This window comes from Desulfobacter vibrioformis DSM 8776, assembly GCF_000745975.1.
In the GTDB taxonomy this organism is placed as follows: Bacteria; Desulfobacterota; Desulfobacteria; order Desulfobacterales; family Desulfobacteraceae; genus Desulfobacter; species Desulfobacter vibrioformis.
Genome location: NZ_JQKJ01000007.1, coordinates 147,073 through 171,840, shown reverse-complemented (window position 1 = coordinate 171,840; position 24,768 = coordinate 147,073). Strand labels below are relative to the sequence as shown.

Sequence of the window (24,768 nt, the reverse complement as noted above, 5' to 3'; positions counted from 1 at the left end):
TTGATCCGGACAACCTGGATGGCCTGGATAAGTTCCGCATCATCCGGTGCATCGGGCACACCTTGGATAAAGGCCGGCATAATCCCGAAGATAAACAGATTCAGTCCCAGGGCCAGAACAATGGCCGAAATCCAGACCAGAACTGTACCCGGCTGAAATCTGCGGGACCCTTCCCGGTATGAAAGCCGAGCAGTACCGGTCATTTATTCTCCTTTGGGCAGGCTTGCGGCAAGGGCCACGTTTTGCGCCCCGGCCAGTTTACAGGCATCCATCACCGAAATCACAAGACCGGTCCGGCTCTCCTTGTCCGCCACAATCACCACACCGGCTTCGGGATTTTCAGCCATGGCCCGTTCAACCCCCGAACGCACGGCCCGGACATCCATTTCCCTGCGGTCCAGGTGAATGGTGTTGTCCCGGGTGATGCCGATGAGAATGGTGGCTTTGTTTTTTGCCACAGCCGTACTGGCCGTGGGCCGGGAGATGTCCACCCCGGTCTCCTTGACAAAGGAGGTGGTGACCAGAAAAAAGATCAAAAGGATGAACACCATATCGATCAGGGGCGCAATATTCAGTTCAAGGGTCTTTTTCGCGGCCCGCCTGGATGCGGATATATTCAGCATGACACACTCCTGCTGCGGATAAAGGGTTTAAGGTACATGGCTGTGGAGGCGATGCGGTGTTTGAGGTTTGAGGCCCGCCGGTTCAGCCACCCGCTCATGTAAAGCCCGGGTATGGAGATCATCAGCCCGGTCTGGGTGGTGACCAGGGCCACGGAAATCCCCGAGGCCATGGCCCGGACATTACCCGTGCCAAATACAGTGATCACATCAAAGGTCTCCATCATCCCCACCACCGTGCCCAGAAGTCCCATGAGCGGGGCCACGGCAGAGAGCACACCGATCAGGGCCAGGTACTGGTCCAAAGAGGCGGTCAGGGCCATGACCGTTTCATCAAGAATCCGGGCGTCCAGATCCGGGTCCGGCACCGGGCTGCGCCGGGACAGAAATTCCCTGATCAGAAAAGCATTGGCACCCTGATACCTCTTTTCAGGCCACTGGTTGTCCCGGACCAGTTCCCCGGCCATGGCCCGGGGCATGTTTTTCACATACAGGCGATGCAGAAAAAACAGGCGGTTGAAGATCAGTATCCACATCACAAGGGAAACGCACAGAATGGGCACCATCACCACCCCGCCGGAACGGATATAAGCGGCCATCTGGTAAAAAAACTCATCCATCCGGATCGTTCCTTAATTCTGATTGCTATCTGTTGCGCTGGAAATCTCACGTGGCCGGCACCCGTTCCTTGCCTTGAACACCATGTTGACAAAGGCCACGGACTTTTCCTCCATGGTGCTGATCTGGGTTTCCACACGCCGGGACAAAAGGGTGTGAAACAGCATAATGGGAATGGCCACGGTCAATCCGAGCATGGTGGTGACCAGGGCCTCGGAAATGCCGCCGGACATCATTCTGGGGTCCCCGGCCCCGTAATAGGTGATCACATGAAAGGTATTAATCATGCCGGTCACCGTTCCCAGAAGCCCCATGAGCGGTGCAATGGCAGCCAGCATGCCCAGGGTGGATAAAAACCGTTCAATGGGGGGAATTTCTGCCAGGATCGCTTCCTGGAGTACATTTTCCATGTCCGTGCGGGTCTGCTCCCTTACAGGCAGTGCCTTAAGCAGAACCCGGGGAATGAATCCCCGCTTGTTGGCCTGCATCAAATCCCGGCATGCCTGCCAATTTCCGGATGCAAGCAAAGGGGAAAGCTTGGCCATAAACGGCTCCACCCGGATCTGACGCCGCCAAAAAAAAACCAGGCGCTCCACCAGGATGAGTACGGCAATGCCCAGCAGGGCCAGGATGGGCCATACAAGGGGACCGCCCTTGGGCACCTGGTCCAGCAAATTCAATTCATGGGTAAACCGCCGAAGGGCACCGCCTTTGGAGATATCCACGGGCACACAGTCGCTTTGCCCGGCAAGATAGGCATTGATCTGGTCTGCAAATTTTTTTGAGGGCAGCTTGGACAGGGCGAAAAACCGGCTGCTTTGATCCGAATAGAGCAGAAAACCGGTTTCCGATTCCCGGCCCTGGTCATCTGTGAGCACATACAGGGAGGTAAAATTGCCGATGCTCAGAATCCTGGCCTCCCTGTCCTTTCCCTGGCGGTCCACCACCATGCCCCGGCCCAGACCGACCTGCCCCGAAGCCAGAATTTCGCCAAACAGGATATCACACATTTGGCGCAGATCATCCATGGACCAGAACCGCTCCTGGTTGACCACAGGTGCAAGAAAACTGTTCCGGTCTTTATCAAAGGCGCTTTGGGGGCTTTGGACCAGAAGGCTGTTGAGATCCTTGGCGCAGGTTCTGACAAAGCCTGCCAGCTCCTTGTTCACCATCCTGGATTCTTCAAGACTGGTCTGCAGTTTTGCCTGTTCGTCTGCCAGGACATCAATTTTTTCCTGAAGCCCCCCATTGGCTGTCCGGAGGCGGCTATTCTGGGATTTCAGCGTTGCAATGGCCGAAACAAGGGCATCTTTGTCCTTTTTGATGGCCTGGGCATTTTCCAGGGCCTCGGCCCGGGCTGCGGCAAGTTCTTTTGCCGCCTGGGCAGCCATGTCCCGGCGTTTTTGTTCAAGATCTGCATAGGATTTGCGCATATCTGCGGCCATAACTTTTGGCGCAGGGACGAGGCAGACCACAACTGCGGCCAGGATCAGACCGACCCCAAAAGGAATTGACAAGCGTTTCACCGGTATCATTTCTGATCCCCCCCTTCCGGGGCAATAGCCCCCAGGGGCAGGGCCACCACTTCCATGGGCCGGTGTTTGGCTGCCATTTCCACCACGGCCTCAATGGCCGGCACACGGGTTTTGTCCAGGGTGCGCCACTGATTGGCCGCCACGTCAAAAATCCCGGCGCTTTCCCGGTCCAGGGCCAGAAAGAATAATGCCACCCTTCCCATACGGAAAATGTCCGCAAGGACTTCTGTGCCGTCCGCAACAATTTTTTCCCGGTACACCTCCACCGTGTTGCCGTATTCGGCCTCCACAAACAGGGCTTCCATCATTTTTCTGTATTTTTCGGCAATGGTGATATCCGGATCATCCAGGATCACCCCCAGCCGGACCAGCCGGTCATTGCGTTCCCGGGATAAAAACGGGGCGTCCGCTGCTACAAGGGCCTTCAGCCGCCCAAGAAGGTCCCCTAAAAACGGGGCCAGTTCCGTCCTGATCCGCTGGGCCTCCTCTTTTTCCCGGGTAAGGTCCTGGTTTGATTTTTCCAGGTCCCCTGCCTTGTTGGCCAGGTTCCTGTTGGCAAAGGCAAGCTGTTCATTTTCTGCTTTAAGGCGGTCATACTCCTCTGCAAGTGCCTGGCGCCGGGCGTCCCATTTTTCCCGGGCCGCCTGGGCAGCCTGGCGGGTATCCACCGAGGCGGCAACCGGAGCTTCAATATCCTTTGGCACAGAGACCCGGGCATGGGCGGCAGATCCTTCCCATACCGGGAGTATGAGCAGGCAGGCCATGACAGCGCACCCCATCCATGTTCTGCCACGATCCCGGGCGCCCTGATTCTTTTCACTTCCCATTATTTTCCCTTTCATCACCCTTGAAGTCCAATATTTTTTAAATCTTTGGCGTGTTTTAGCTGGTTCCACAAAACGGGCCGACCAAATCATCTCTGTAGTACAAGACCAAAAAAAGAAAGTCAAGGCTAATCTATGTCGTGTATTCCAAATTAATAAGCCAGATACAAACAAGACAAACATAGACTTAAATCTGACCTACAAGCATGCCTATGTATATTCACGCACACAGGGGCAGCTTGGGGATATGGCGTTTTCGAATTCGCCGCACCAGATCGACTTACCTAACCCATCAAGGATTATGGTCCAGTGTGAGGCACTGGGGCTTGACCAGACAAGCCGGAATATTTTTATTACCTGGGAAAAGGTCCTTGCACTCATGGAATAACAGCCGGGGGGTGGCCTGGTGGGTGGTGGCCAGATGAGATGAGGATTCATCTTTAACCATCACTGGTCGAAAAAATTTTTATTCTGACCGATTTTCCAAATTTGTTCGGTTTCATATTCAAGGTAGGTTTTCAGTTCATCGAAGTTGAAATTCGCCAGCCGTTTAACACCGAACAGGGACTGTGCAGGAAGATCGTTAAACCGGCAGATTATCTCCTGGACCCTGTCTTCAAGGTCTTCCGGTACCACCACATCTTCGACAATGCGGTTTTCCAGGGCCTGCAGGGCGGTGATCCGGTCCTGCAGCAGCAGTTCCTTGGCTTTGCCGGGCCCCACGGTGCGGCCGAGAATAAAAGGCGCACCGCCTTTGGGCAGCATGCCGATTTCGTGATAAACATTATGGAACATCGTGTCACTGGTTATAATGCGGTAATCACAGGCCAGGGCAATATTCAGGAACAAGGAAATCACCTCGCCGGTGCAGATATGGATGAACATTTTATCCATGGCCAAAATGTCTAAAATGGTCTGGTCAATGACATTGCAGTACCGGTGCAGTTCATAACGGTTCATGGTATTGGAGAACCCAAAGTGGCCCGGATCGCGTTCCGGAGACTCAAACAGAAAAAACTTTAAGTATTCATCGCTGCCGGAGTCACTGAACCCCGAATGCATCACCACGGTTTTGATCTCTTTTTCCTCGGCAAGGGCCGCAAAATAGTCATGGAAGAAATCCATGCGGTCAAAACTGATTGCATTGTGAAAAAAATTCCCTGAAATCTTCAGCCACAGGGCACCGTCCCGAAATTCAGACACAAAGAAGCCGGGGTAGGATACAATTAAGTCGCGGTTATTCATACATGAACTCCTTTTCAATTTGCTCGATCCGGGTGTCTGTATTTATATCCAGGGTGAGTTGCCTGTTCAGTTCCGCTATTGCGACCTGGGTATCTGCCTTTGCCCTGGCCATGTCCAGCCGATTCTTGTAATCCTGGGCTTCAACCGTGGCCAGCAAAAACGCCTTGGGGACATGGTCTCCTTCGTCGGCAAACATCCGGTCCACCTTGCCGGCAACCAGAAATCCCGTGGGGGTGGTTTTATCCGCGGCCAGGGTACCGGAAACAGAAATAATCCGGGTGGCAGAGACCTGGGTCACCGGCGTCACGAGAACCGGGGTCTTTTCGGGAAGATGATCCACGGCCTGGGCTTGATTTTCAGTTTTGCAGCCGACCGCGAGCAGGCAGCCTGCAACGACCAGGATAGCCGCGGTTTGGACAAATGGTGATAACAGCTTGATGTTCAATTTTCTCTCCTAGGTTCAATATAAAAAATGTCCCCAAATAGGACTTCATTCACATGTATTGGTTCGACTATTGCACTCCACACCATACGGTGTGATCCACTAACGCCATGGACCTGACAATATTGGCCAGTTTGATGCCAAGCTCCGTTTTCCCCGGTGTCTGACATCCGGTTCGCCAGCGCAGATGAATGGACCAGTCGTTCTCCACAAGGCAGTTGCGATAGATCATGATGATCACAGATTTTGGCTTGAGGACATCCACACTGGCCCGGATGTCCGCAAAAAATCGTTCCTGGTCCGGAAATTCAAACACCTGCGCCCCCATCCGGGCGGTGATAATTTCAACCCATTGTAAGGTTTGCTCTTTTTGCTGAACCGTTTTTTCGGGGTCGTTCTTTCTCTCTTTATTCGTTAGAACCGATTTCATGCCTGTGACTCCTTAGTTTTAAGTATGCTTCGGCCCACCAAAGATAAAATATTTTTTTCCGCCGGTTGATGGTCGGGCACATGGCATTCTCCTTTAGGTTGGCTTGTACCTTTTTTGCCCAAACACAGGTTTGCGTTCAGGCACTATCTATATTCATCAGAATCATATTCTCAAAATACATGCCATTTGTTTAATGTATTGAATTTACGTGACAATAAATTGATCTGATATTATAAATTCAAAATATCGTGTTTATAGCTGCGAAATATGGTATTTGGTGTCAAAATATACGCTATCTAACGTTTTGGAGAATCAACCATGGATGATATGACCATGGTATTGACCAAAAGAGAAAAAAAATAAAGGCGTACCGGCTGGAAGTTGCCGGTACGCCTTGCAAGCGCGTCAATTGGGAAGACCGCGAAACAGGTGAATGGACGGTGGGATGAAAAAACGAAAAGACGCGCCCTAGTACTATGGTTGACGTTTAAAAGTTAATCTGGAATTTGGCACCAAAGTAGGCGATCTCATCCTGGTCACTTTCCTCGTAGTCAACTACACCGACTTCCGGTGTAATGGTGACGCCCGATGCCAGCGTAATGGGCACTTGCAGATAGTAGGCATAGACTTCGTCTTCATCGTCATCATCATATTCGCCCTGCATGTAACCAAAGCCGGCTTCAATGGCGAACATATCATTGAAGGTGTATCCGGCCACGATTTCTCCGCCATAGTTGTCCACATCTTCAACCTTGCCTGTGACGGTATTAACTTTGGCATAGCCTCTGCCATCATCATTTCCGGTGGTGTTGCACTCAATCAGGTTACCGGCGTTCTGTCCGTAGAAAGCCTCAATGCCCAGGTTAAAACCGGCAGCCGCCCAGGTGCCTCTGGCCACGATGACATAGGAATCAATATCTTCGTTATCATTGTATTCAAACGTCGCGTAACCTCCGGCAATATCAAAGGTTGCATTGTTGGTTATATCAATGCCGTAGGAAACTTCGATTCTGGGGATCACCACCTGGATATCGTCATCTACAATATCGGTGCCGTCGTAATACTCTGAATCCGCAGAGATGGCAGCAATCTGGAATCCGCCAAACTGCAGTCTGACCTGGGCATGACGTCCGGGGTCGACTTCGCCATAGCCACCCAGGCCATTGTCATCGTTCCACGCCTGGTTGGAAACAGGAAGGTACATAGGGGTATAATCCTTGCCGACAGTTAATTTGCCTGTACCAAAATCCCAGGTGCCGTAAAGTTTACGGACGTTGGCGTCTCCATCAGAAGCACCGTATTCAAAATGGCCGGTCAGCTCATCGCTGACTTTTACCTTGGCGCCGATCCTCGAATTACTTTGCAGCTCCTCAGTCAGGTTTGTTTCGTCTTTCAGATCGCTGTCTTCCCAGAACATTCCCACCCGGGCAGATCCATAAAAATTCCAGTCCGAAGCGATGGCAGTTCCTGCACACAAAAACACCATAGCGAACAGCAGACCCATAATTTGTTTTTTCATTTTTTTCTCCTTTTAAAAAAATAAAATATTAACTCATGTCTGCTCCGCCATGTCCCTTATGGAGTGCATGGCAGTTCAGATCCGCCTACATAATTTGCCATAATCATGCCAAAATAATAACATATGAAAAAAGTGTAGCAGTTACGGTAGGACATCAAAAATCAAGCGCTGTTTTCCGGGGTATGGCCAAGGTTCATTTCCATGGTCACTTTATGCAAAAATACCTGACCAGGGTCTACATAATTTGGGGGCCTGTACCTTAAACGCGGAATATCGTGTTTATAACTGTGAAATATGGTGTTTGTGGTTAAAAAATACGATATATAAAATTTGGAAGAATCAACCATGCAATGATATGATCTTTTTCCACCAGGCCACCATGAAAATCTATCTGTATGGGCAGCAGGAAAATAACCTGGTTTCCCGTGAAATGGGACGCTTTTTTAAGGCTGGCTGCTGCCGGGGGAGGTGGGTGAATATGGCCGAGGCCGGAATACGGAACACAGTTGACCCGAATATTGCAGTTCAGTGACTGTTATCAATCTGGGGCTTGGGGTGTTCCTGCCGCCGGACCGGGGAACCGCTCCTGAGTCCGGCGGCAGGGAAAAATTCCCCGTTAGAGAGGACAGGAAAGGGTAAAGAGTACGCCGCCGGTATTCCAGCCGTCATCCCCGTCATCTCCATGCTTGAACGGTGCGGAAACATGCTCGACCCCGTATCCCAGGGAGACCACCACAGGGGGCTTTTTCTCCCGGTGGAACCGGAAGCGGAACCCCGCAGATCCGGAGATAATACCATGAATGCCGGTCTCTGCGAGACCGGGAAGGTTATCATCGTCGAAAAGATGGGCAATTCCTACCCCGAATTTTAAAAAGAGAAATTTATAATGAACATCGGCAAGCACCCTGGCCTCCAGGGTCGTGGTATCCCCGTAATGTTCGCTTTCCAGGTAACCGGCCCCGAGCAGGGTTTCAAAAGCGGTCCAGGTGGTCAGGTTTTTTCCCAGTGTATAGTTGAGCGTAGTCCATTCATATGCGTCCACAGTATCAGGCCCGATACCGGTCCCGTCGCTCCGGCCGTGGAAAACTGAAACCCCCTGGTAGTCGATAAACCTGTTGCCGGCCCATGCTGCGGGAAGGATCAACGTCTGAACGAAAACAAGAATAAAAAAAGCAGCTTTTGCGCGAATACCAATTTCCATTTGATTTCTCCCGGTTTTAACTTTTACAACTGGTTTACACTCCAGTTCATGGTCTGTTCCGCATTTTCACTTCTAATTTTGCCCAAACACAGGTTTGCGTTCAGGCACTATCTATATTCATCAGAATCATATTATCAAAATACATACCACTTGTTTAACATATTGAATTTATGTTGTAATAAATTGATCTGATATTATAAATTCAAAATATCGTGTTTATAGCTGCGAGATATGGTATTTAGTGTCAAAATATACGCTATATAGCGTTTTGGAGAATCAACCATGGATGATATGACCTTTTTCCACCAGGCCACCATGAAAATCTGCGGCAGCCTGGATGAAAACCGCATGATTCGTGAGTGCGGACTGTTTCTGAAACAGTTTTTTCCCTTGAGCAGCATAATGCTGTGCACCTATGAAGAGGACAAAGGCGCAATCCGGATACTGTCTTTAACAAACAACCTGCCCAAAGAGGCTGAGGGCCAAGCCCTGTTCCTTTCCCCGGAGAGCCTGACTTTTCTGGAAACCCATACAGATACCGGCAGGGTTTCTCTCTATGGGCAGCAGGAAAATAACCCGATTTCCCGTGAAATAGGACGGTTTTTAAAACTGTCCCGGTGTTCGAAAATTGTGCTGCACCTGAGGCTTGACGAAGAACTGCTTGGAGCTGTTTTGTTTTTTTCCAACAGTTCGGACGAATTCAATGCCGAGCATGCCCGCCTTGCCGTCCTGCTGCATGATCCCTTTGCCGTGGCCCTGGCCAATGTGCTCAAACACAGGGAATTGATGCGCCTCAAAGACCTTCTGGCCGAGGACAATCAGTACCTGCGCCGGGAACTCCACCATATTTCCGGTGATGAAATCGTGGGCGCGAGGTTCGGTCTTCGGGATGTCATGGAGATGGTCTGGCAGGTTGCGCCTATGGATGCCAACGTGATGCTGACCGGGGAAACCGGCGTGGGCAAGGAGGTGATTGCCAATGCCGTCCACTATGCCTCTGCCCGTCGAAACGGGCCGCTCATCAAGGTCAACTGCGGGGCATTTACGGAAAATCTTCTTGACAGCGAGTTATTCGGGCATGAGAAAGGAGCGTTTACCGGGGCAATGCAGGGCAAACGGGGGCGGTTTGAGCGGGCACATAAGGGGTCCCTGTTTCTTGATGAAGTTGGCGAACTTTCACCGGCAGCCCAGGTTCGTCTTCTCAGGGTGCTTCAGGACGGGTGCTTCGAGCGGGTTGGCGGGTCCAAGTCAATTTCCGTGGATGTCAGAATTATTGCCGCCACCCACCGCAATCTGGCCCGGATGGTAAAAAACGGGCAATTTCGGCAGGATCTGCTGTTCCGCCTGAATGTCTTTCCCATCCATATTCCGGCCCTGCGTGAAAGAAAGTCAGACATTCCGGAATTGGTCCACCATTTTATCAACAGAAAGCGCAAAACCTATAATCTATCCAAGCACCCGGTTATTGCCCCGGGCACCATGGAACAGCTCACGGCCTATGAGTGGCCCGGCAATGTCCGTGAACTGGAAAATATGGTGGAACGGGCACTGATCCGGCACATGAGCCAGGAAGAAGAGCAGCCGCTTCAATTCTCAGACCTTGTCGGGGAACTGCCGGGGGACAACGCAACACGTCCGGATTCCGGGAATACCTGCGAACATCGGACCCTTGATGAAGCCATGAAGCAGCATATCTTTTCTGTAATGAAAAACACCGGCGGCAGAATCCAGGGCAAGAACGGCGCCGCAGACATTTTAAACATTCATCCCAGTACGCTGCGCAGCCGTATGGATAAGCTGGGCATCCCCTATGGACGAAATACAGGGGCTGGGAATTAATAATTTTTTATTTCCACAGCATTGACCTAAAAGAGAAAAAACATTTAAAAAACAAACCGATACTTTAGACGATCAAGAAAGGGTATTATAATGCATCAGCATGGGTACATTGGCCGCAAAATGCGGCTGCCGAAACTTGAAGATCAACCGGCAATCATTATTGCGGCGTTTGGCTCTTCTTCCAGGGGGCAGGCAGCCATGGACGCAGTTGAAGCCCAGCTTGCCGAAAATTTTGCCGGCTATCAGATATACTGGGCATATACATCCGAGATCATCCGCAGGAAAAAAGGGCTTCCCAGTCTTCTGGAAACCCTGGCCAAAGTGGAGTCTGACGGGTATCGCAAAGCCGTTGTTCAGCCCCTGCATGTTTTTCCCGGCACAGAGTATCAGCAGGTCCGGGAGTCTTCTTTATATTTCCCCGGATTACGGGTGATCTTGAGTGAAACCCTGTGCCACCGGTGGGATTTTATCCACGAGGTCCTGGAAGAGGTGTCAGCGGATTTTCTCACCGGGGAAAACCAGATCAACCTGCTTGCCCTGCACGGAACCCCATTGGCCGCAGATCCCGTGAACATGATCTATATGGGCATCAGTCATCTTGTCTCAGGTTTGTATGACAATGTTTATGCCGCCACGGTTGAAGGGATTCCCACCATCCAAAGCGTTGTCAACCAGATCAAAAAAGACCATGCCCGGACACCGTTTACCCGGATTCGCCTGATCCCCATGCTGTTTCTGGCCGGCATGCATGTGGAAAAAGATCTCATGGGTGACCAGGACAGCTGGCGCAGCATGTTTGAAAAAATGGGAATGGACGTGGACTGCCCCACCATCACCTGCGGGGAACAGGAATATTTCAAGGGACTGGCATTCAGAAAAGAGTGCATCCAGTTTTTCTGCCAAAGGCTTAAGCGGGCTCTTGATATTATGAAACATTATTAAGGTCGATCGGGACAGCCCCGCTAAACCATGTATATTCACGGACACCGGGGCAGACCGGGGAGATGGCGTTTTCGAATCCGCCGCAGCAGATCACCTTGCCTGACCCCTCCCATACCCTGGCCCAGCGTGAGCCCTTCCATTACGGCTCTGGCATTGACCGCTTTTCATGCGGTTCAAAAACTTGAAATAGCAGATATCGCCATTATTCTTTACAAAGTGACGGCATGGCGGATATTATGGTGCATAATTTTTCCGGACCGACACTTGAGTATTCAAACAGGACGTATGAAAACCAAAAAAGGAGAACATTCATGGGATCTATTACACTTGGCGGCAACCCGGTAACTTTGGCTGGTGATTTTCCCGGAACCGGTGGACAGGCAAAAGAGTTTACCCTTGTGGGACAGGATTTGTCTGACATTAAACTGTCTGCCTTTGCCGGTAAACAGGTGGTGCTCAACATTTTTCCAAGCCTTGACACCCCCATCTGTGCAACCGCTGTCCGCAAATTCAATGAAACAGCCGGTACCAGGGAAAATACGGTTGTACTCTGCATCTCAGGGGATCTGCCCTTTGCCCACAAACGGTTCTGCGTTGCCGAAGGCATCGAAAACGTTGTGACGGCATCGGCCTTCCGTAATCCGCAGTTTGCCCTTGACTATGGGGTGGCCATGCAGGACGGGGCCCTGGCTGGCCTCACGGCCCGGGCCGTTGTTGTTATAGATGCAACCGGTAAGGTGATTCATGCCCAGCTTGTTCCTGAGATTAAACAGGAACCGGATTATGAGTCAGCACTTGCTTCACTGTCGTGATCATATAAAAAACCAAGGGACTTAAATGAAAGGAGAAGGGTTTAACATGTGTAAAAAAAGGATCGGCGTTTCAGTCCTGGCAATTGTTTTTACATTTATTCTGGGATTCCAGGCACCTGTACTGGCCGGCAATTCCCTGCTGGAACAGGGTTCTTCATTTATTAAGTCCCTGAACAAGAGCGCCAGCAGCAGTTCCGACAGTGCCAGCACCAGTGCCAGTGCCAGCAGCCTGACCAACAGTGAGATTATTTCCGGTCTCAAGGAAGCGCTGAAAACAGGTGCTGAAACCGTTGTCAGCCGGTTGGGCGCTGAAAACGGGTTTAATTCCGATGCCAGTATCCATATCCCTTTGCCTTCCTATCTTTCCAAGGTAGAGATCTTAATGAACAAGGTCGGGATGGGGTCCTATGCAGAGGATCTGGAACTGAAACTGAACCGGGCTGCCGAAGCGGCTGCGCCCAAGGCCAGGGCATTGTTTGTAAATGCCATTTCGCAAATGTCCTTTGACGATGCCAAACGCATTCTCAATGGCGCAGATGATGCGGCAACCCGGTATTTCAAGGAAAAAACCTCCGACGATCTCACCGAGGCCTTTACCCCGGTGGTGGCGGAGACCCTGGAAGAGATCGGGGCAGTGAAATCCTATGACCGGATGATGGAAAAGTATAAATCCCTGCCCCTGGTTCCAGATATAAAGGGCAGCCTGACAGATTATGCTGTTGAAGAGGCCCTGAACGGCATTTTTTATTATCTGGCAAAGGAAGAAAAGGCGATCCGGGAAAATCCGGCCAAGCAGACTACGGCATTGTTAAAAAAATTATTTAACTGATTCATTCGGAAGAAAGGGACGAACCTATGGTTGAAGTGGGATTTTTCGGAGCAGCAGGAGAGGTGACCGGGTCCATGCATATGCTGGATACAGGCGTTGATAAGATTTTACTGGATTGCGGCATGTTCCAGGGCCGGAGAAAAGAGAGCCGGGAGAAAAACGAAAATTTTCTCATAAACCGGTCTGAAATCACCACCATGGTTCTTTCCCACGCCCATATTGACCATTCCGGCCGGATCCCCCTGTTGACAAAAGAGGGGTTTTCCGGCCGGATTGTCACCACCCGGCCCACCAAGGACGCTCTGGATTACATGCTCCTGGATTCAGGACATATCCAGGAGTCTGATGCCCAGTACCTTAACTATAAAGCCCTGCGCGCGTTTCTGTATCAGGCAGAGCAGTCCAAAACCAAACAACAGATTTCCAATAAGGAAAAAGCCGGGATTAAAAAGCTGCTGAAAAAAAGCCCCCATGAACTGAATGTGGGGGCCATTGCCGCACTGCACAAGGAACACGGCCTTGGGATGGTAACGCCGCTGTATACCCAGGAGGAGGCACTGGAGTCCCTTTCTTTTATTGACGGGTACCCCTTTGGCTCAGAAGTGACCATCGGAAAGGGAACCACGGTGAAATTCTACGTGGCCGGCCATATTCTGGGGTCTGCCTTTTCCCTGATTACGGTGAAACCGGAGCACGGCGGAAAACCCCTTAAAATACTTTTTACCGGCGATGTCGGCCGGTTTGGAAAACCCATTTTAAAAGACCCCACCCTGGAGTTTGATGAAGAGGACAGGGATATTGATCTGATGATCATTGAAAGCACCTACGGGGACCGCGAGCATGCCCCGGTGGCGGACCTTGCCGGCAGCCTGAAGGAGACACTGACCCGGACCATTGAACGGGGGGGCTCTCTTCTGATTCCTTCCTTTGCCTTTGGCAGAACCCAGGAGCTTATTTACATCCTTCACCAGTTATATGATTCCGGCACGGTTCCCAAAGTGCCTATTTATGTGGACAGTCCTCTGGCATCAAATATCACAAAGGTCTTTGGGGAACATCCGGAAACCTATGATAAGGAAACCCATAAAACGTTCCTGGAAAAGGGGATCAACCCCTTTTATTTTAAAGACATCAAGTTTGTTGAGTCGGTGGAGGAGTCCATGCGCGTCACCCAGGACGACACCCCGCACATCGTGATCTCGGCATCAGGCATGTGTGAGGCGGGCCGGATTCTTCACCACCTGCGTTATAAGATCCATAATCCCAAACATACCATCCTGATAGTGGGTTATATGGCATCCCACACCCTGGGCCGGCGTATTGAAGAACTGGGCCTGCAGAGAAAGCAGGCTTCAGGCAAGGCCCCGGAAGTCAAAATTCTGGGGAAAGCCTATCCCCTGAGAGCCCATGTGGAAAAACTCGGCGGGTTTTCCGCCCACGCAGACTGCCATGAACTGATGCAGGTGGTTGCGGAATCCAATCTTCGGGTGAAAAAGATTGCCGTTGTTCACGGCGAAGCTGAACAGAGCGCGGCATTTGCCCAGCGTCTCAACGAGAATGGATATGATGCCTTTGTTCCTAAATGCGGGGATGTGTTTAAGTTGGCGTGATTGGGGTGGTTGTTAGGTTTTAGGTTTTAGGAAATTCCTATACTTTCAAGTTTTTTTCAAGCAATACAGCAAATCCGATGAAAGAAAATTTGACTTGAATTTATGCCGGGAAAACCAGCGATTATAAATTTGATCAGCACACAATTGTGCGGTGCCCACCATATCCTCCAACGGTGGGCACAAAAAGCGTGCCCACCCTACCGGCTGGTCATTCATAAGTTCGTTTTTCACCATGAAGTTAATGAAGAGCATGAAGATGACCTTTCTTCATGCTCTTCATTAACTTCATGGTCTTAATATATGAGGCATGACCCGCCAAATTGACCAAATCTTGCAAGTTGAAGGTTGAACTTGCAATTTACAAAGGAACGATACCAACAATGCAGGGTTAAAATGGGCGCCGCAGGCGCTTCCCCTTCTTGTTTCCAGTCTCTTGTAAAAAGCCTTCCTGTCATGGATTAAGTTCAATGACGGAAAAACAGACCTGATCAAAACTGCCGGATTCATCCACCACGGCCAGGTGATACAGTCCCGGAACCGGCATGGGCATAAAAACCGGGGCTGATCCGTCTGCATTCACCAGGGGTTTTTGATTCAGAAACCACTGGCGTTCCCCCCTGCCGCCCAGGGCGCTTAAGGGAATGGCCGGAGAACTGGACTGTCCCGGCTGGCAGGTCAGGATGCTGTGGTCTGAAACCGAAACAATCCTTATATCAGGCAAAGCCAGGGGCGCCATACCGGGACAACCGGGCGAATCCTTGGGCAGCACGGCAGCCCGCCGCCAAAGGGCCGGGATAAAGGGCTCGGCCTGCCATGGCCACAAGGCCACTGTCTTTTTTTCAATACCTCCGCAGGCAGGTGTTGCCCGCATTCCCTGGCTGTCCACCCAGAACGTCCGGACCAGGGGGGCGGTAAGGCCGGTTTCGCCGGTCATGGTTGACGGAATCTGTCCGTCAAGGATCCAGGCATCAAATTTTTTGGCACAGGCCCCCCCTGCCCTGCCCCGGATGCCGGATGCCCCAAGGCCGGACGGCCAGCATATGGTCTCCTTTGTCACGCTTTCAGGCGGTTTCAGTGTTCCCGTCCCAGCGGCGAAGCTCTCCATAACCTGGCCAAGAAGCGGAAGCGCCGTGATGGCGCCATACTGTCCCGGGGACGGGGAGCCGTCTGGCCGTCCGATCCATACCCCCACCGTGTAATCCCCCTTAAGGCCCATGGCCCAGGCATCCCTGAATCCGTAACTGGTCCCGGTTTTCCATGCCATGGACAATGCGCCGGACAGCCGTCCTACCCCCTGTCTGCCCGGAAAGGGCCGGGACAGGATATCCCGGATAATAAAGGCAGCACCGGGGCTCATCAGATACCGCTCCTGCACAGGTTCCATGGGGCATAAACGCGGCTTTCCGGCAATACCGCCCCGCCCGATGGCCGTATACAGGGTGACCAGGGATTCCAGGCTGGTGCCCACACCGCCCAGGGCCATGGAGAGATTGGGTTTGCCTTCAAATTGAAACCAGGCCCCTGCGTTGCGCAACCTGTCGTGGAACCGGCCCGGACCAAAGGCTTCCAGCACCTGGACCGCAGGCAGATTCAACGAATCCTGCAACGCCCGGGTCACGGTCACAGGCCCGGAAAATCCCCGGGTGAAATTGCCCGGGTCATAGTTTTTTTTATATCTTGGCACGTCCAGGAGCATGGAATGGGAATGAATCAGACCCTGATCCATGGAAAGGCCGTAAATAAAAGGTTTCAAAGTGGAACCCGGGGATCTTAAGGCCTGGATCATATCCACATGGCCGCGCCTGGATGAATTGAAAAAGTCAGCAGACCCGGCATAGGCTTCAATTTCCAGGGTCTTGTGATTGACCACCAGCACGGCGCCCGACTGTTTCGGGGGCAGCCTGTCCATGTATGCCCGCAAAAGATCGGCCACGTGCATCTGCAGGTTTTCATCAATAAACGTGGCGATCACTTCTGCATCCGGGTAAATGGCTTTCAGGCGCCGGGCTGCCAGGGGCGCTGTCATGGATGTGGGAAACCTGAAGGCGATCACTGGTTCCTGCTTGGCTGCCCTGATCTGGTCCGGTGTCCAGATGCCGAACCGGGCCATCCGGTCAAGGACCTTGTCCCGGGCCTGTGCGGCCCTGTCAGGATGGCGGTCGGGCCGGTATCGGGACGGGGCCTGGGGCAATACGGCCATCAGGGCGGCTTCGGCCCGGGTCATCTCGTTTGCATCCTTGCCCAGCCAGGTGTAGCAGGCCGCTCTGATCCCTTGGATATTGGCGCCAAACGGGGCATGGGTGAGATATAACCCAAGAATTTCATCCTTGGTAAAATGGTATTCCAGTTGCAGCGCCCTGAACATCTGGCGCAGTTTGACACCCATACGCGGGAAAAAGCCTGAACATGAGGGGCTGTGCCCCTGTTCACCCAAATCAAGAAGCCGGGCGGTCTGCATGGTGAGCGTTGATCCGCCGGATACAATCCGGCCATGGGCCAGGTTCTGGAAAAACGCCCGGCACACGGCCAGGGGGTTGATGCCCGGATGATAATAAAACCAGCGGTCTTCATAGGCCAGAAGGGCTTGAAGGTACAGTAAAGAGACCTGGCCGGGCCTTGCCGGGTACCGCCACACCCCGGTTTTGTCGGCAAAGGCCCGCAGGGGGACCTGGTGGCGGTCCACAATAACGCCGGACACGGGCCGGCCCACAGTATCAAAGGGGAACAGGCGGTCCAGGGCAATAAAGCACAAACCGCCTGCCAGCAGAACAAAGAGCAGGATTCCGGCGATCTTTGCCGGGTTCAGGCCAATGCGCCGGCTTGTTTCAGGCATTGACCGGGCAGATCCCAACGCCGGGAATTTTCCTTTGAAATCCTTCTTTCATCCGGGATTCATTTTTCACCGGTTCCAGGCGAACTTACATGGGTCCGGACAATGGTTTCACCCACACCCCGGATATAAGGCCGGTACATATCTTCCACCAGGGGGGGCGGAACCTTGAAAACACCGGGACTGACCACCCGCACAGCGTAGAAAATCCGGCAGGCATCATTGTATCCAAGATCCAGGGCTGAAATAAATCGGTCATCCCTGTATTCGGTGTGGGCTGTGTGACAACCGCCATGCCATTGGGAAATGGTTTTGCCATCCACCTTGATATCATCAATGAGAAATGATCCGGACACATTGGGGTCTTCCAGCTCAAATCCGGCAGGCAGCATGTCCACCACCAGGGCATGGGGCATTTTCTGTTTCTGGGATTCAACCTTCAAGGCCACAATGATCCGGTCCCCGGAAACGACCGTGGAAATATCCACAGGCGTTGCATTGGTGTCCAGAAACTGCCGGGAAATGCTGACACCATGGCTCTGGGGGGCAGGCAGGCTGTTGGGGTATCCCGTGAGCACAAGGTCCAGATAAAGATTGGACTTGCCTGTATTGTTCACGGTGAATCCTTTGGCAGCGGTTCCCTTTGTGAATATCACCCGTCCCGGACCCTTTCCTGTGTGGGCACCGGCCTGGTTCCCCACGGTCACATCGGCAGCCCATGCCCCGGCCGGATGGGCCAGTTTGGCCGCCCCTGCCATGACCAGGCTGTTGCGCTCCTGGGTGGAGAGCCAGTGCCGGTCTTTTATCACATGGGCAAGGTCGTGGAGGAACACACCCCGGAATGCATAATCAGTAAAAAAGGTAGTGACATAATAGTAGGCAGCAGCAAGATCCCGGACGTTGGAGCCGTAATCACCACAATACACCTGTTTGTCATTCCGCCGGGTTTTAATGGCCAGGTCAAAGGCATCAAATGCCTGGGTGCGGTCACCGGCAAGCCCAAGGGCAGTACCCGCATGGACCAGGCCCAAGGGTGTGGGATGGTTGGCTTTCACATAGGCATAGACATTCCTGGCATCGGCCAGTCCCAGGGAGCTGATCCGGGCAAGGACAAAGGCGGCATAGGCCCGGGTTGCAGCCCTGAACATTTTGTCGTCCGTCCATCCCGGACAGGGAATGGCTTTTGGGCGGCGAACGTATACGGCAAGGCGCGTAAGGGCCTTTTTCACCGCATTCACAGGCACTTCATACCCTGCGTCCACAGCTTCAACCATCATATGGGCGGCATAGGCTGTCAGCCAGGGACTTTCAGGGCTTTGTGAACTCCACAGTCCAAAGGCCCCGGAGCTTTTCTGTTTTTCAAGCAATCCCTGGATGCCACGCCTGATTTTTTCATTGGTGGCTTCCCTGGTGCCTGCCTCAACACCCAATTGCGCGAACTGATCAAAGGAGAGCAGTACATGGGGAAAAAACCCCGATACGGTCTGCTCCAGGCACCCGTAAGGATAGGCAAGCAATTCACTGACATGCTGGGCCAGATTCACCGGAGGCTCTGAATCCAGGCTGGCCAGCACGGTTACCGTATCCGGAACCAGGGTGTCCAGGACTGCAGACGGCGTGGAAAAGCGTTGTCCCGGTTTCAGCAGTTTCTGCCAGGTCCGGGTCTTATGGGGATAGGGAGACCGGGTTTCCAGGAACCAGGTTTTGGTCATCTGTGGTGAGACACCCGGCCCCTGGATCCCCTTTAGCCGGCAGGTGATGTGTGCCCGGCCCGTGGTGGTTCCTGCTGTAACCGGCAGTTTGACGCTTGTGCGTTGATGGGGTTCCAGGGCAATGGTGTGAGCGGCCTGGCCGGTGAGAGACACCGGTCCAAAGATCTCCGTTTCCAGGGTTATATTCTGGGCAATATCTGTTAAGTTGTTCAGTTCCAGCATGATAAAGCCCTGGTCTCCGCAGGAGAGAAATCGCGGCATGGTGGCCTGGACCACGATGGGCGAAGCCAGGATCATCTCCTTGTCTTCGGAGCCAAAGGTGTTGTCCGTATGGGCAATGGCCATGATCCGCACCTGTCCGTCAAAATCCGGAAGGTCCAGATGGAATACAGCTTTGCCCTGGTCGTCGGCGTCAACAGCCTTCTGGTGGATGGCCAGGATCTGCACATCGGTTGAAGGCCGGTCTCCGCCCCGGGTCAGGGCTGCCGCATCCCCGCCAAACCGCATCCTTGCATAGCTGCCGTCTGCGGCTTCAATGAGTTTCTGGTAGATGTCATGGAGCTCGGGGCTGTATTTGCGGGGTTGGAAAAAGTAGCCAAAGGGGTCCGGGGTTTTAAACCGGGTCAGGTTCAGAATCCCGCTGTCCACGGCAGCCAGGGTGACCATGGCATGCCTGGCCGGCTTGCCGCCGGCATCGGTGAGATTGACCGCCACATCCACCCGGCAATTGGGTTCTGTTTTTTCCGGGGCCTGGATGTCAACCTTCATACGACGGCCGGTGCGGTCAAGGGGCAGGTGGATCAGTCCCACGGACCGCTTGGGCAGTTTGGCATTTCTGCTTTCTCCAGGCCGGATCACCAGTGCGGAGACATACAGATCGTGACGCGCCCAGTCCGGATGAACAGGGATGGAAATCTCTTTTCCCTGGGCAGGAATATCAATGGGCAGGGTTAAAAGATTGTCTGCCCCATCCACGAACAAAAAGCCTTTGCCGCCCTGGGGCGCCTTGACCGTCACCCGGGCCGTGTCCCCGGCCCGGTAGCCGGGTTTATCCAGGGTCAGATCCACACGGTCCGGCCGGTTCATGTCGCTTTCGTCCTGGCCCCGAGAGCGCCAGCCAGCCCATACATTTTTACAGCTTGTCAGGCCTGTGGCCGGATTTTTTATTTCAATACGGTATCCGCCCCATTCCACGGGGACAGTTACCTGGGCCCTGCCCTGGTCCGGAATATCAAGATCAAACCGGTCCACGGGATAGAACTGGCTGTTGCAGCCCCAGTGCCACGCGTCGTCTTTATATTCCCAGTAATATTCGCGGTGCTCCCGGATAACGGTGACCTTCAGGCCATGGGCAGCCCTGAGCCGGCCCTGGGTATCGGCCAGGACCACTTCAAACTTTGCCGTGTCATTGCCGGGTACCTGCTCGGGATCATCTTGTGTGCCGGACATATTTCTGATGCCCACAAGGCTCTGGGCCGGCCACACCTGCCAGGAGGCGTTTCTGACCACCGGGCGTTCCCCGGAATCGTACAGGCTGACATTGGCGGTGACCCAGTGGGGAGAGGTGACCGCCTTCCACTGGTTATCCACGTCAATAACGCCTTTTCCCGTTTCATCCAGACGGATGTCGTCACAGGTGAACGTCGTATTGACAAGGTCGGTGATGGCACCGAATTCAAAACCGGGTAAGGTTTTTTTGAACAGATCCCGGGCCGGCTTTACATGGATCACGGCATTGGCACGGCTGCCGCCGGCAGGGGCCCCGTACAGAAAGTCACCCTGGATATGGATGGCAAGATCTTTATCCGGGGCCAGGATGTTGTCGCCTGTCTGGTCAATGACCAGCTTCATGCGCTCGGGCAGAAACTCTGATACCAGAAAGGGATAATCCTCAAACCGGTCTTTGCCATTGGAAAATTTCACCCGCCATTTGCCTGTCAGGGCATTGGCAGGCAACTGAACACTTGTGTTGAAATGGTTGCCGTTGCCCGGCTTCCAGGTAAATTCCCGGATGGTTTTTCCGTCGGGCTGAACCACCTTGGCTGCCACCTTTATCGCAGGTGCCATCTGCCCGTCCTGGTTCCTTAAGATGCCGTCAATCACAACGGTTTCCCCGGGACGGTAGATATCCCTGGGGCCGTATACAAACAGGTCCAGGGGCCTGAACGGGGCATGGCCCATGGCAAACTCCGACAAATCAAGGGCCGGGGTATCCATGGCCATCAGGCTGATATGATACTTTTTGGAAACAGATACCAGTTTGAGTTTTTCAAAGTGTCCTTTTATAACGCACAGGCCGCCGTTATCCGTTGCCTGCTCAAACAAGGTCTTTCCATCCGCGTCAAACCCCTTGATGACCGCCTTTCCGATTGGGTCTGCCGTTGAAAGGCTCTGGATGAAAAACCGCAGGGAGGTGTCATATACCCTGGCATGTACCCCTAAATCGGAAATGGAAAACCAGGTCATGCGGTAGCCGTCGCGATAAAGGCCTGCCCCCCGGAGCACGGCAATATAGATGCCGGGCGTTTTAAGTTCCCTGATATGGGTGATGGGAATGTTGAACCGGGTGCGCAAGTCCTTTTTTACGTCCAGGTCCCAGCGGCCGGAATAGACTAGTTCTGCTATCGCCCCAAGCGCATCAGAGTCATAATAACTTAAATATGTGGAATTCCAGAATTCATCCTTAAAGCCTGTCAGCCGGTCCGGCCGCACCCTGAAAAAATCAATGTCTGCCTGTTTGATGTTCAGGCTGTCCACGGGCAGTCCCTTGATCAGGTCCGGGGCCAGGATGAATCCCGTGGAGCCGAATGAGATCATGGGTTGGGCCGACCGGGTGGTGATTTCATATATGACCTTCCCGGCCAGGGCCTCACCCTGGGCCGGTGCCAGTCCTTTTGCCACATGGATGGTATAGGCGGTGTCCGGTTTTATCTGGGTGAAATAGGCCACCTTGGTATCCTTGGCCAGGATCCAGGCACCGTCCACAGGTGTGGCGTCATCGCCGTCTCCTTCAGTAATACTGAAATACTTGCCCAGATCCTGTTTTGCATCCAGGGGTAAAGAAAAGGTGACGGCCAGGGCGTTTTGCCCGTCCACGGTCTGCTGGCCGGAAAACCGGGCTTCAAGTTCGGCGCTTTGGGCCGGCACCTGGAGTGCGAAAAGGGACAAACATAACGCGATTACCGGCAAAAAAATCAGGCGAAACTGTTTCATGGCATTTTCCTTTTTTTAGGTCCAACCAGGCAATTTATCACATCTACCGGGGTCACAATCTGTTTTTCCCTGACCATGATATTTTCGGTCTGCCGCCAGGCCCTGGCATCAATGACGCCGATTTTTGTCCCGGGGTCAGGTTTGATCAAAGGACGGGTGGCTTCAAGCTGTTTTTGGCGGATATCGTCCCGGGTGCCGTTATCCTTTTTTTTAATCTGGGCTAAAACCTGGGCTTCATTGGCCGGATCCACGGCAAATTCCCAGGCGGACAGCAGCGCCGTCATAAAGGTTTTTACCGTGTCCGGGTGTTTTTTCATCATGGCACCGGACGTCACAACCGAGTTGGCCACAAAGGACACCCCATAATTCGCAGGATTGAAAAATTTGACCTGTTCGCCTTCTGCGGCCAGCCTCTCTTCCAGAATAACGCCCTGGGAATTGCGGTATACCGGCCACACATCAACTTCTTTTTTAAGAAACGGGGTGAAATCAAACCTGACGCTTGAGATGCGGACATCTTTTGACGTAAGCCCTGCTTTGGCTAAAAGGGTGTTCATGATGGTTTCATCGTTCCCCCCGAAGGTGACCCCGATATGCCGGCCCTTTAAATCGGAAAGGGTCTTAATTTCAGACTGATCCGACCGGTAGATCCACTGCATGGGGTTGACCTGGAACAACTGGGCCAGGACCACCACATCAGCGCCTTTTTCAAGGGCCCGGATGACCTGGTCCGCAGAGGCCACGCCAAAGTCTGCATACCCCAGCTCAAGCTCTTTGATGGCATTTTTCCCGGCCCCGCCTTCGTTTACCGAAACATCCAGCCCTGCTTTTTTAAAAAAACCGCCGGTATCGGCAATGATATCACCGACCACAGAGGTGTTGAACAGCCATTTCAGGCGGTAATTCAGCGTATCCCCGGCAAAGGCGGGGGGAAGGGCACAAAAAAGCGTCATGCAAAGGACCATGACGCCTGCCCTGATCACGGCGATGGTGTTAATTTTTTGATTCATAACAGATCCCCTCCCTTTGGTGCAAACCATTTGGTTTTCATTTGTTCGCCCACAGTTTCCAGAATGCCCTGGTAAACCGAGATAATGATTCCGATGGAAAACAGGGCCACAAGAATGCAGGCAAGATCGCTCTGGTACAGGGCAATGCGTATACTGTAACCGATGCCTTGGTCTGCGGCAATGAACTCGGCCACAATGGTGCCGGCCATGGCCAGTGTGGCTGATCCTGCAATCACTGTGGTCAGCTTGTTTAAATTTTCAAAGGCCCGGATTTTGACTTCCAGCTGCCAGCGCATCCGGCCGGTGGCAATGTAAAAATGCTCAATGTCCTTGATGGGCGAGGCCATGATCCCCAGGACAGACAGGAGCAAAGGAAAATAACAGATCATGGAGGCAATGAGCAGACGGGATAAAAATCCGTCCCCCATGAGAATAAAAATGATCGGGGCCAGGGCCACAATGGGGTAGGCCTGGATGTTATAGGCCATGACCTTGATAAACGAGCCTGCCCAGGATGATTTGCGGCCGATGATTCCCACAAAAAAGGCCATGAAAATGGAGATCATCTGGCCCAGCACCGTTACGGAAAGGGTGTTGAGCACATCAAGGAAATAACCGGCCAGCATCCGGTGGGCCGTATCAAAGATCAGCGTTAACCCGGGGATAACATAATTGGACAGGCCGGCACCATATTTAATCGCCAAAAGGCATGTAAGACCCAGGCAGTAAACAATCAGAAACTGGTAGATTCGCCTAAACAGCATTCATAATCTCCAGCATGGACCGGTCAATGGCCTGGGGATCGGCTGTATATCCTGTTTCATAATTCCGGCCCCGCACCACGACGGCACCCTTGCTTTTCCCGGGATGGCTTAACACCAGGATGTCTTTGCAGAATCGTGCCACTTCCATGAGATTGTGGGAAATATAAAGAAATAATTTATCCGGAAACAGCTCCTTTACGGCCAGGACAATGGTTTCCCGTAAGGCTTCATCCACATTGGCAAGACTTTCGTCCAGTATCAGCAGATCAAAGTCCTGAATAAGGTAGCGGATAAGGTTCATCCGGTTCTGCTGGCCCATGGACAGTTGGGAGAATCGTGACCCAAGAAGGGCGTCCACTTTGAAGATTTTGACCAGTTCCTTTCTAAGATCTGAATTTTCCGGCGGGCAGACCTTTTCAAGATGACTGCCGGTGTCGGCCCAGCCGGGCAGGCGCTCCTGGTTGTAAGAATATAAAATGGTGGAAATGCCTTCATAAATCAAGGCATCCCCCCCGGGACCGCTGCTGCCGCCGGCAAGAATCCTTGCAAAGGAGGTTTTGCCCACGCCCGATGGCCCGAAAACGGCATTAAATCCTGGTGCGGCCATGGAAAAATTCAGATTTTCCAGGACTGGTTTGTCCGCCTCCGGGTAAGTGAAGGTCAGGCCCCTGCACTCAAAACGCATATCCTTCTCCAATGGATCATTTAAACAGGCTAATCCATACCGGGTCTGGCACTAAAAATCAACTTTAAAGGCAGATTTGACCCAGGCA

General features: G+C 52.7%; 20 protein-coding genes and 1 pseudogene. 6 read left to right on the top strand and 15 right to left on the bottom strand.

Annotated features, from left to right (window positions below; translation table 11 throughout):
• From Q366_RS05965 to Q366_RS20095, 5 genes and pseudogenes are all read right to left on the bottom strand, one after another.
• Positions 1–203, bottom strand: a pseudogene (locus Q366_RS05965) (energy transducer TonB); the annotation flags it as partial.
• Positions 204–623, bottom strand: a complete 420-nt coding sequence (locus Q366_RS05960) for an ExbD/TolR family protein (RefSeq protein WP_035237239.1) — start codon at positions 621–623, stop codon at positions 204–206.
• Positions 617–1,240, bottom strand: coding sequence for a MotA/TolQ/ExbB proton channel family protein (locus Q366_RS05955; protein ID WP_035237238.1), 624 nt, complete (start codon positions 1,238–1,240; stop codon positions 617–619). Before Q366_RS05955 ends, Q366_RS05960 begins: the two co-directional genes overlap by 7 nt.
• Positions 1,241–1,252: 12 nt before the next feature.
• A complete protein-coding gene (locus Q366_RS05950) occupies positions 1,253–2,764 on the bottom strand; it encodes a MotA/TolQ/ExbB proton channel family protein (RefSeq protein ID WP_245619885.1) in 1,512 nt (503 codons plus the stop codon).
• Between the two features lie 5 nt (positions 2,765–2,769).
• Positions 2,770–3,600 (bottom strand): DUF3450 domain-containing protein, encoded by an 831-nt coding sequence (locus Q366_RS20095; RefSeq protein ID WP_051957852.1) that lies wholly within the window; start codon positions 3,598–3,600, stop codon positions 2,770–2,772.
• Positions 3,601–3,844: 244 nt separating this feature from the next.
• Between Q366_RS20095 and Q366_RS21225 the strand changes: the two genes are divergently transcribed.
• Complete coding sequence (locus tag Q366_RS21225; protein ID WP_156968119.1) at positions 3,845–3,985, top strand: hypothetical protein; 141 nt, start codon at positions 3,845–3,847, stop codon at positions 3,983–3,985.
• Positions 3,986–4,044: 59 nt separating this feature from the next.
• Here Q366_RS21225 and Q366_RS05940 read toward each other — a convergent pair whose 3' ends face one another.
• The 5 genes from Q366_RS05940 to Q366_RS05915 form a co-directional block, all read right to left on the bottom strand.
• On the bottom strand, positions 4,045–4,842 hold the full coding sequence (locus Q366_RS05940; RefSeq protein WP_035237235.1) for an enoyl-CoA hydratase/isomerase family protein: 798 nt from the start codon (positions 4,840–4,842) through the stop codon (positions 4,045–4,047).
• Positions 4,835–5,287, bottom strand: a complete 453-nt coding sequence (locus Q366_RS05935) for an efflux RND transporter periplasmic adaptor subunit (protein ID WP_035237233.1) — start codon at positions 5,285–5,287, stop codon at positions 4,835–4,837. The genes Q366_RS05940 and Q366_RS05935 overlap by 8 nt, the downstream gene beginning before the upstream one ends.
• 67 nt (positions 5,288–5,354) lie before the next feature.
• Positions 5,355–5,714: a hypothetical protein gene (locus Q366_RS05930; protein ID WP_035237231.1), complete on the bottom strand. Its 360-nt coding sequence runs from the start codon at positions 5,712–5,714 to the stop codon at positions 5,355–5,357.
• A 487-nt stretch (positions 5,715–6,201) separates the two neighbouring features.
• On the bottom strand, positions 6,202–7,233 hold the full coding sequence (locus tag Q366_RS05925) for a porin family protein (RefSeq protein ID WP_035237229.1): 1,032 nt from the start codon (positions 7,231–7,233) through the stop codon (positions 6,202–6,204).
• Between the two features lie 616 nt (positions 7,234–7,849).
• Entirely contained in the window at positions 7,850–8,434 is a 585-nt protein-coding gene (locus Q366_RS05915) for a hypothetical protein (protein WP_035237225.1), read from the bottom strand.
• Positions 8,435–8,716: 282 nt separating this feature from the next.
• On the opposite strand from Q366_RS05915, the gene Q366_RS05910 reads away from it, so the two are divergent.
• The 5 genes from Q366_RS05910 to Q366_RS05890 all read left to right on the top strand — a co-directional run bounded on the left by Q366_RS05910 (position 8,717) and on the right by Q366_RS05890 (position 14,466).
• Positions 8,717–10,273 carry a sigma-54 interaction domain-containing protein gene (locus Q366_RS05910; RefSeq protein WP_035237223.1) on the top strand — a complete coding sequence of 519 codons (1,557 nt, stop codon included), beginning with the start codon at positions 8,717–8,719 and terminating at the stop codon, positions 10,271–10,273.
• A gap of 90 nt (positions 10,274–10,363) precedes the next feature.
• The gene (locus Q366_RS05905) at positions 10,364–11,215 is read left to right on the top strand and encodes a sirohydrochlorin cobaltochelatase (protein ID WP_035237222.1); all 852 of its coding nucleotides are present in this window, start codon (positions 10,364–10,366) and stop codon (positions 11,213–11,215) included.
• A 311-nt stretch (positions 11,216–11,526) separates the two neighbouring features.
• On the top strand, positions 11,527–12,027 hold the full coding sequence (gene tpx, locus Q366_RS05900) for a thiol peroxidase (protein WP_035237220.1): 501 nt from the start codon (positions 11,527–11,529) through the stop codon (positions 12,025–12,027).
• A gap of 46 nt (positions 12,028–12,073) precedes the next feature.
• Positions 12,074–12,856, top strand: coding sequence for a DUF4197 domain-containing protein (locus tag Q366_RS05895; protein WP_035237273.1), 783 nt, complete (start codon positions 12,074–12,076; stop codon positions 12,854–12,856).
• 26 nt (positions 12,857–12,882) lie between these two features.
• Positions 12,883–14,466: an MBL fold metallo-hydrolase RNA specificity domain-containing protein gene (locus tag Q366_RS05890; protein ID WP_035237218.1), complete on the top strand. Its 1,584-nt coding sequence runs from the start codon at positions 12,883–12,885 to the stop codon at positions 14,464–14,466.
• Between the two features lie 451 nt (positions 14,467–14,917).
• On the opposite strand, the gene pbpC is transcribed toward Q366_RS05890, so the two are convergent.
• The 5 genes from pbpC to Q366_RS05860 are packed head-to-tail and all read right to left on the bottom strand — an operon-like array spanning position 14,918 to position 24,680.
• Complete coding sequence (gene pbpC, locus Q366_RS05880) at positions 14,918–17,299, bottom strand: penicillin-binding protein 1C (RefSeq protein ID WP_051957855.1); 2,382 nt, start codon at positions 17,297–17,299, stop codon at positions 14,918–14,920.
• A gap of 59 nt (positions 17,300–17,358) precedes the next feature.
• The gene (locus Q366_RS05875; protein ID WP_051957851.1) at positions 17,359–22,221 is read right to left on the bottom strand and encodes an alpha-2-macroglobulin family protein; all 4,863 of its coding nucleotides are present in this window, start codon (positions 22,219–22,221) and stop codon (positions 17,359–17,361) included.
• Entirely contained in the window at positions 22,218–23,231 is a 1,014-nt protein-coding gene (locus Q366_RS05870; RefSeq protein ID WP_035237214.1) for an ABC transporter substrate-binding protein, read from the bottom strand. The genes Q366_RS05875 and Q366_RS05870 overlap by 4 nt, the downstream gene beginning before the upstream one ends.
• Positions 23,228–23,995 carry an ABC transporter permease gene (locus Q366_RS05865; RefSeq protein WP_035237212.1) on the bottom strand — a complete coding sequence of 256 codons (768 nt, stop codon included), beginning with the start codon at positions 23,993–23,995 and terminating at the stop codon, positions 23,228–23,230. The genes Q366_RS05870 and Q366_RS05865 overlap by 4 nt, the downstream gene beginning before the upstream one ends.
• Complete coding sequence (locus Q366_RS05860) at positions 23,985–24,680, bottom strand: ATP-binding cassette domain-containing protein (RefSeq protein WP_035237210.1); 696 nt, start codon at positions 24,678–24,680, stop codon at positions 23,985–23,987. Before Q366_RS05860 ends, Q366_RS05865 begins: the two co-directional genes overlap by 11 nt.
• Between the last annotated feature and the right edge of the window lie 88 nt (positions 24,681–24,768).

What these genes read in the sequence shown, in the direction of transcription:
- Q366_RS05910 (WP_035237223.1), top strand. Translation starts at nt 8,717, where the DNA reads ATGGATGATATGACCTTTTTCCACCAGGCCACCATGAAAATCTGCGGC.
- tpx (WP_035237220.1), top strand. Translation starts at nt 11,527, where the DNA reads ATGGGATCTATTACACTTGGCGGCAACCCGGTAACTTTGGCTGGTGAT.
- Q366_RS05955 (WP_035237238.1), bottom strand. Translation starts at nt 1,240, where the DNA reads ATGGATGAGTTTTTTTACCAGATGGCCGCTTATATCCGTTCCGGCGGG.
- Q366_RS20095 (WP_051957852.1), bottom strand. Translation starts at nt 3,600, where the DNA reads ATGGGAAGTGAAAAGAATCAGGGCGCCCGGGATCGTGGCAGAACATGG.
- Q366_RS05940 (WP_035237235.1), bottom strand. Translation starts at nt 4,842, where the DNA reads ATGAATAACCGCGACTTAATTGTATCCTACCCCGGCTTCTTTGTGTCT.
- Q366_RS05870 (WP_035237214.1), bottom strand. Translation starts at nt 23,231, where the DNA reads ATGAATCAAAAAATTAACACCATCGCCGTGATCAGGGCAGGCGTCATG.
- Q366_RS05860 (WP_035237210.1), bottom strand. Translation starts at nt 24,680, where the DNA reads ATGCGTTTTGAGTGCAGGGGCCTGACCTTCACTTACCCGGAGGCGGAC.
- Q366_RS05930 (WP_035237231.1), bottom strand. Translation starts at nt 5,714, where the DNA reads ATGAAATCGGTTCTAACGAATAAAGAGAGAAAGAACGACCCCGAAAAA.
- Q366_RS05875 (WP_051957851.1), bottom strand. Translation starts at nt 22,221, where the DNA reads ATGAAACAGTTTCGCCTGATTTTTTTGCCGGTAATCGCGTTATGTTTG.
- Q366_RS05905 (WP_035237222.1), top strand. Translation starts at nt 10,364, where the DNA reads ATGCATCAGCATGGGTACATTGGCCGCAAAATGCGGCTGCCGAAACTT.
- pbpC (WP_051957855.1), bottom strand. Translation starts at nt 17,299, where the DNA reads ATGCCTGAAACAAGCCGGCGCATTGGCCTGAACCCGGCAAAGATCGCC.
- Q366_RS05960 (WP_035237239.1), bottom strand. Translation starts at nt 623, where the DNA reads ATGCTGAATATATCCGCATCCAGGCGGGCCGCGAAAAAGACCCTTGAA.
- Q366_RS05890 (WP_035237218.1), top strand. Translation starts at nt 12,883, where the DNA reads ATGGTTGAAGTGGGATTTTTCGGAGCAGCAGGAGAGGTGACCGGGTCC.
- Q366_RS05895 (WP_035237273.1), top strand. Translation starts at nt 12,074, where the DNA reads ATGTGTAAAAAAAGGATCGGCGTTTCAGTCCTGGCAATTGTTTTTACA.
- Q366_RS05925 (WP_035237229.1), bottom strand. Translation starts at nt 7,233, where the DNA reads ATGAAAAAACAAATTATGGGTCTGCTGTTCGCTATGGTGTTTTTGTGT.
- Q366_RS05865 (WP_035237212.1), bottom strand. Translation starts at nt 23,995, where the DNA reads ATGCTGTTTAGGCGAATCTACCAGTTTCTGATTGTTTACTGCCTGGGT.
- Q366_RS05915 (WP_035237225.1), bottom strand. Translation starts at nt 8,434, where the DNA reads ATGGAAATTGGTATTCGCGCAAAAGCTGCTTTTTTTATTCTTGTTTTC.
- Q366_RS21225 (WP_156968119.1), top strand. Translation starts at nt 3,845, where the DNA reads ATGGCGTTTTCGAATTCGCCGCACCAGATCGACTTACCTAACCCATCA.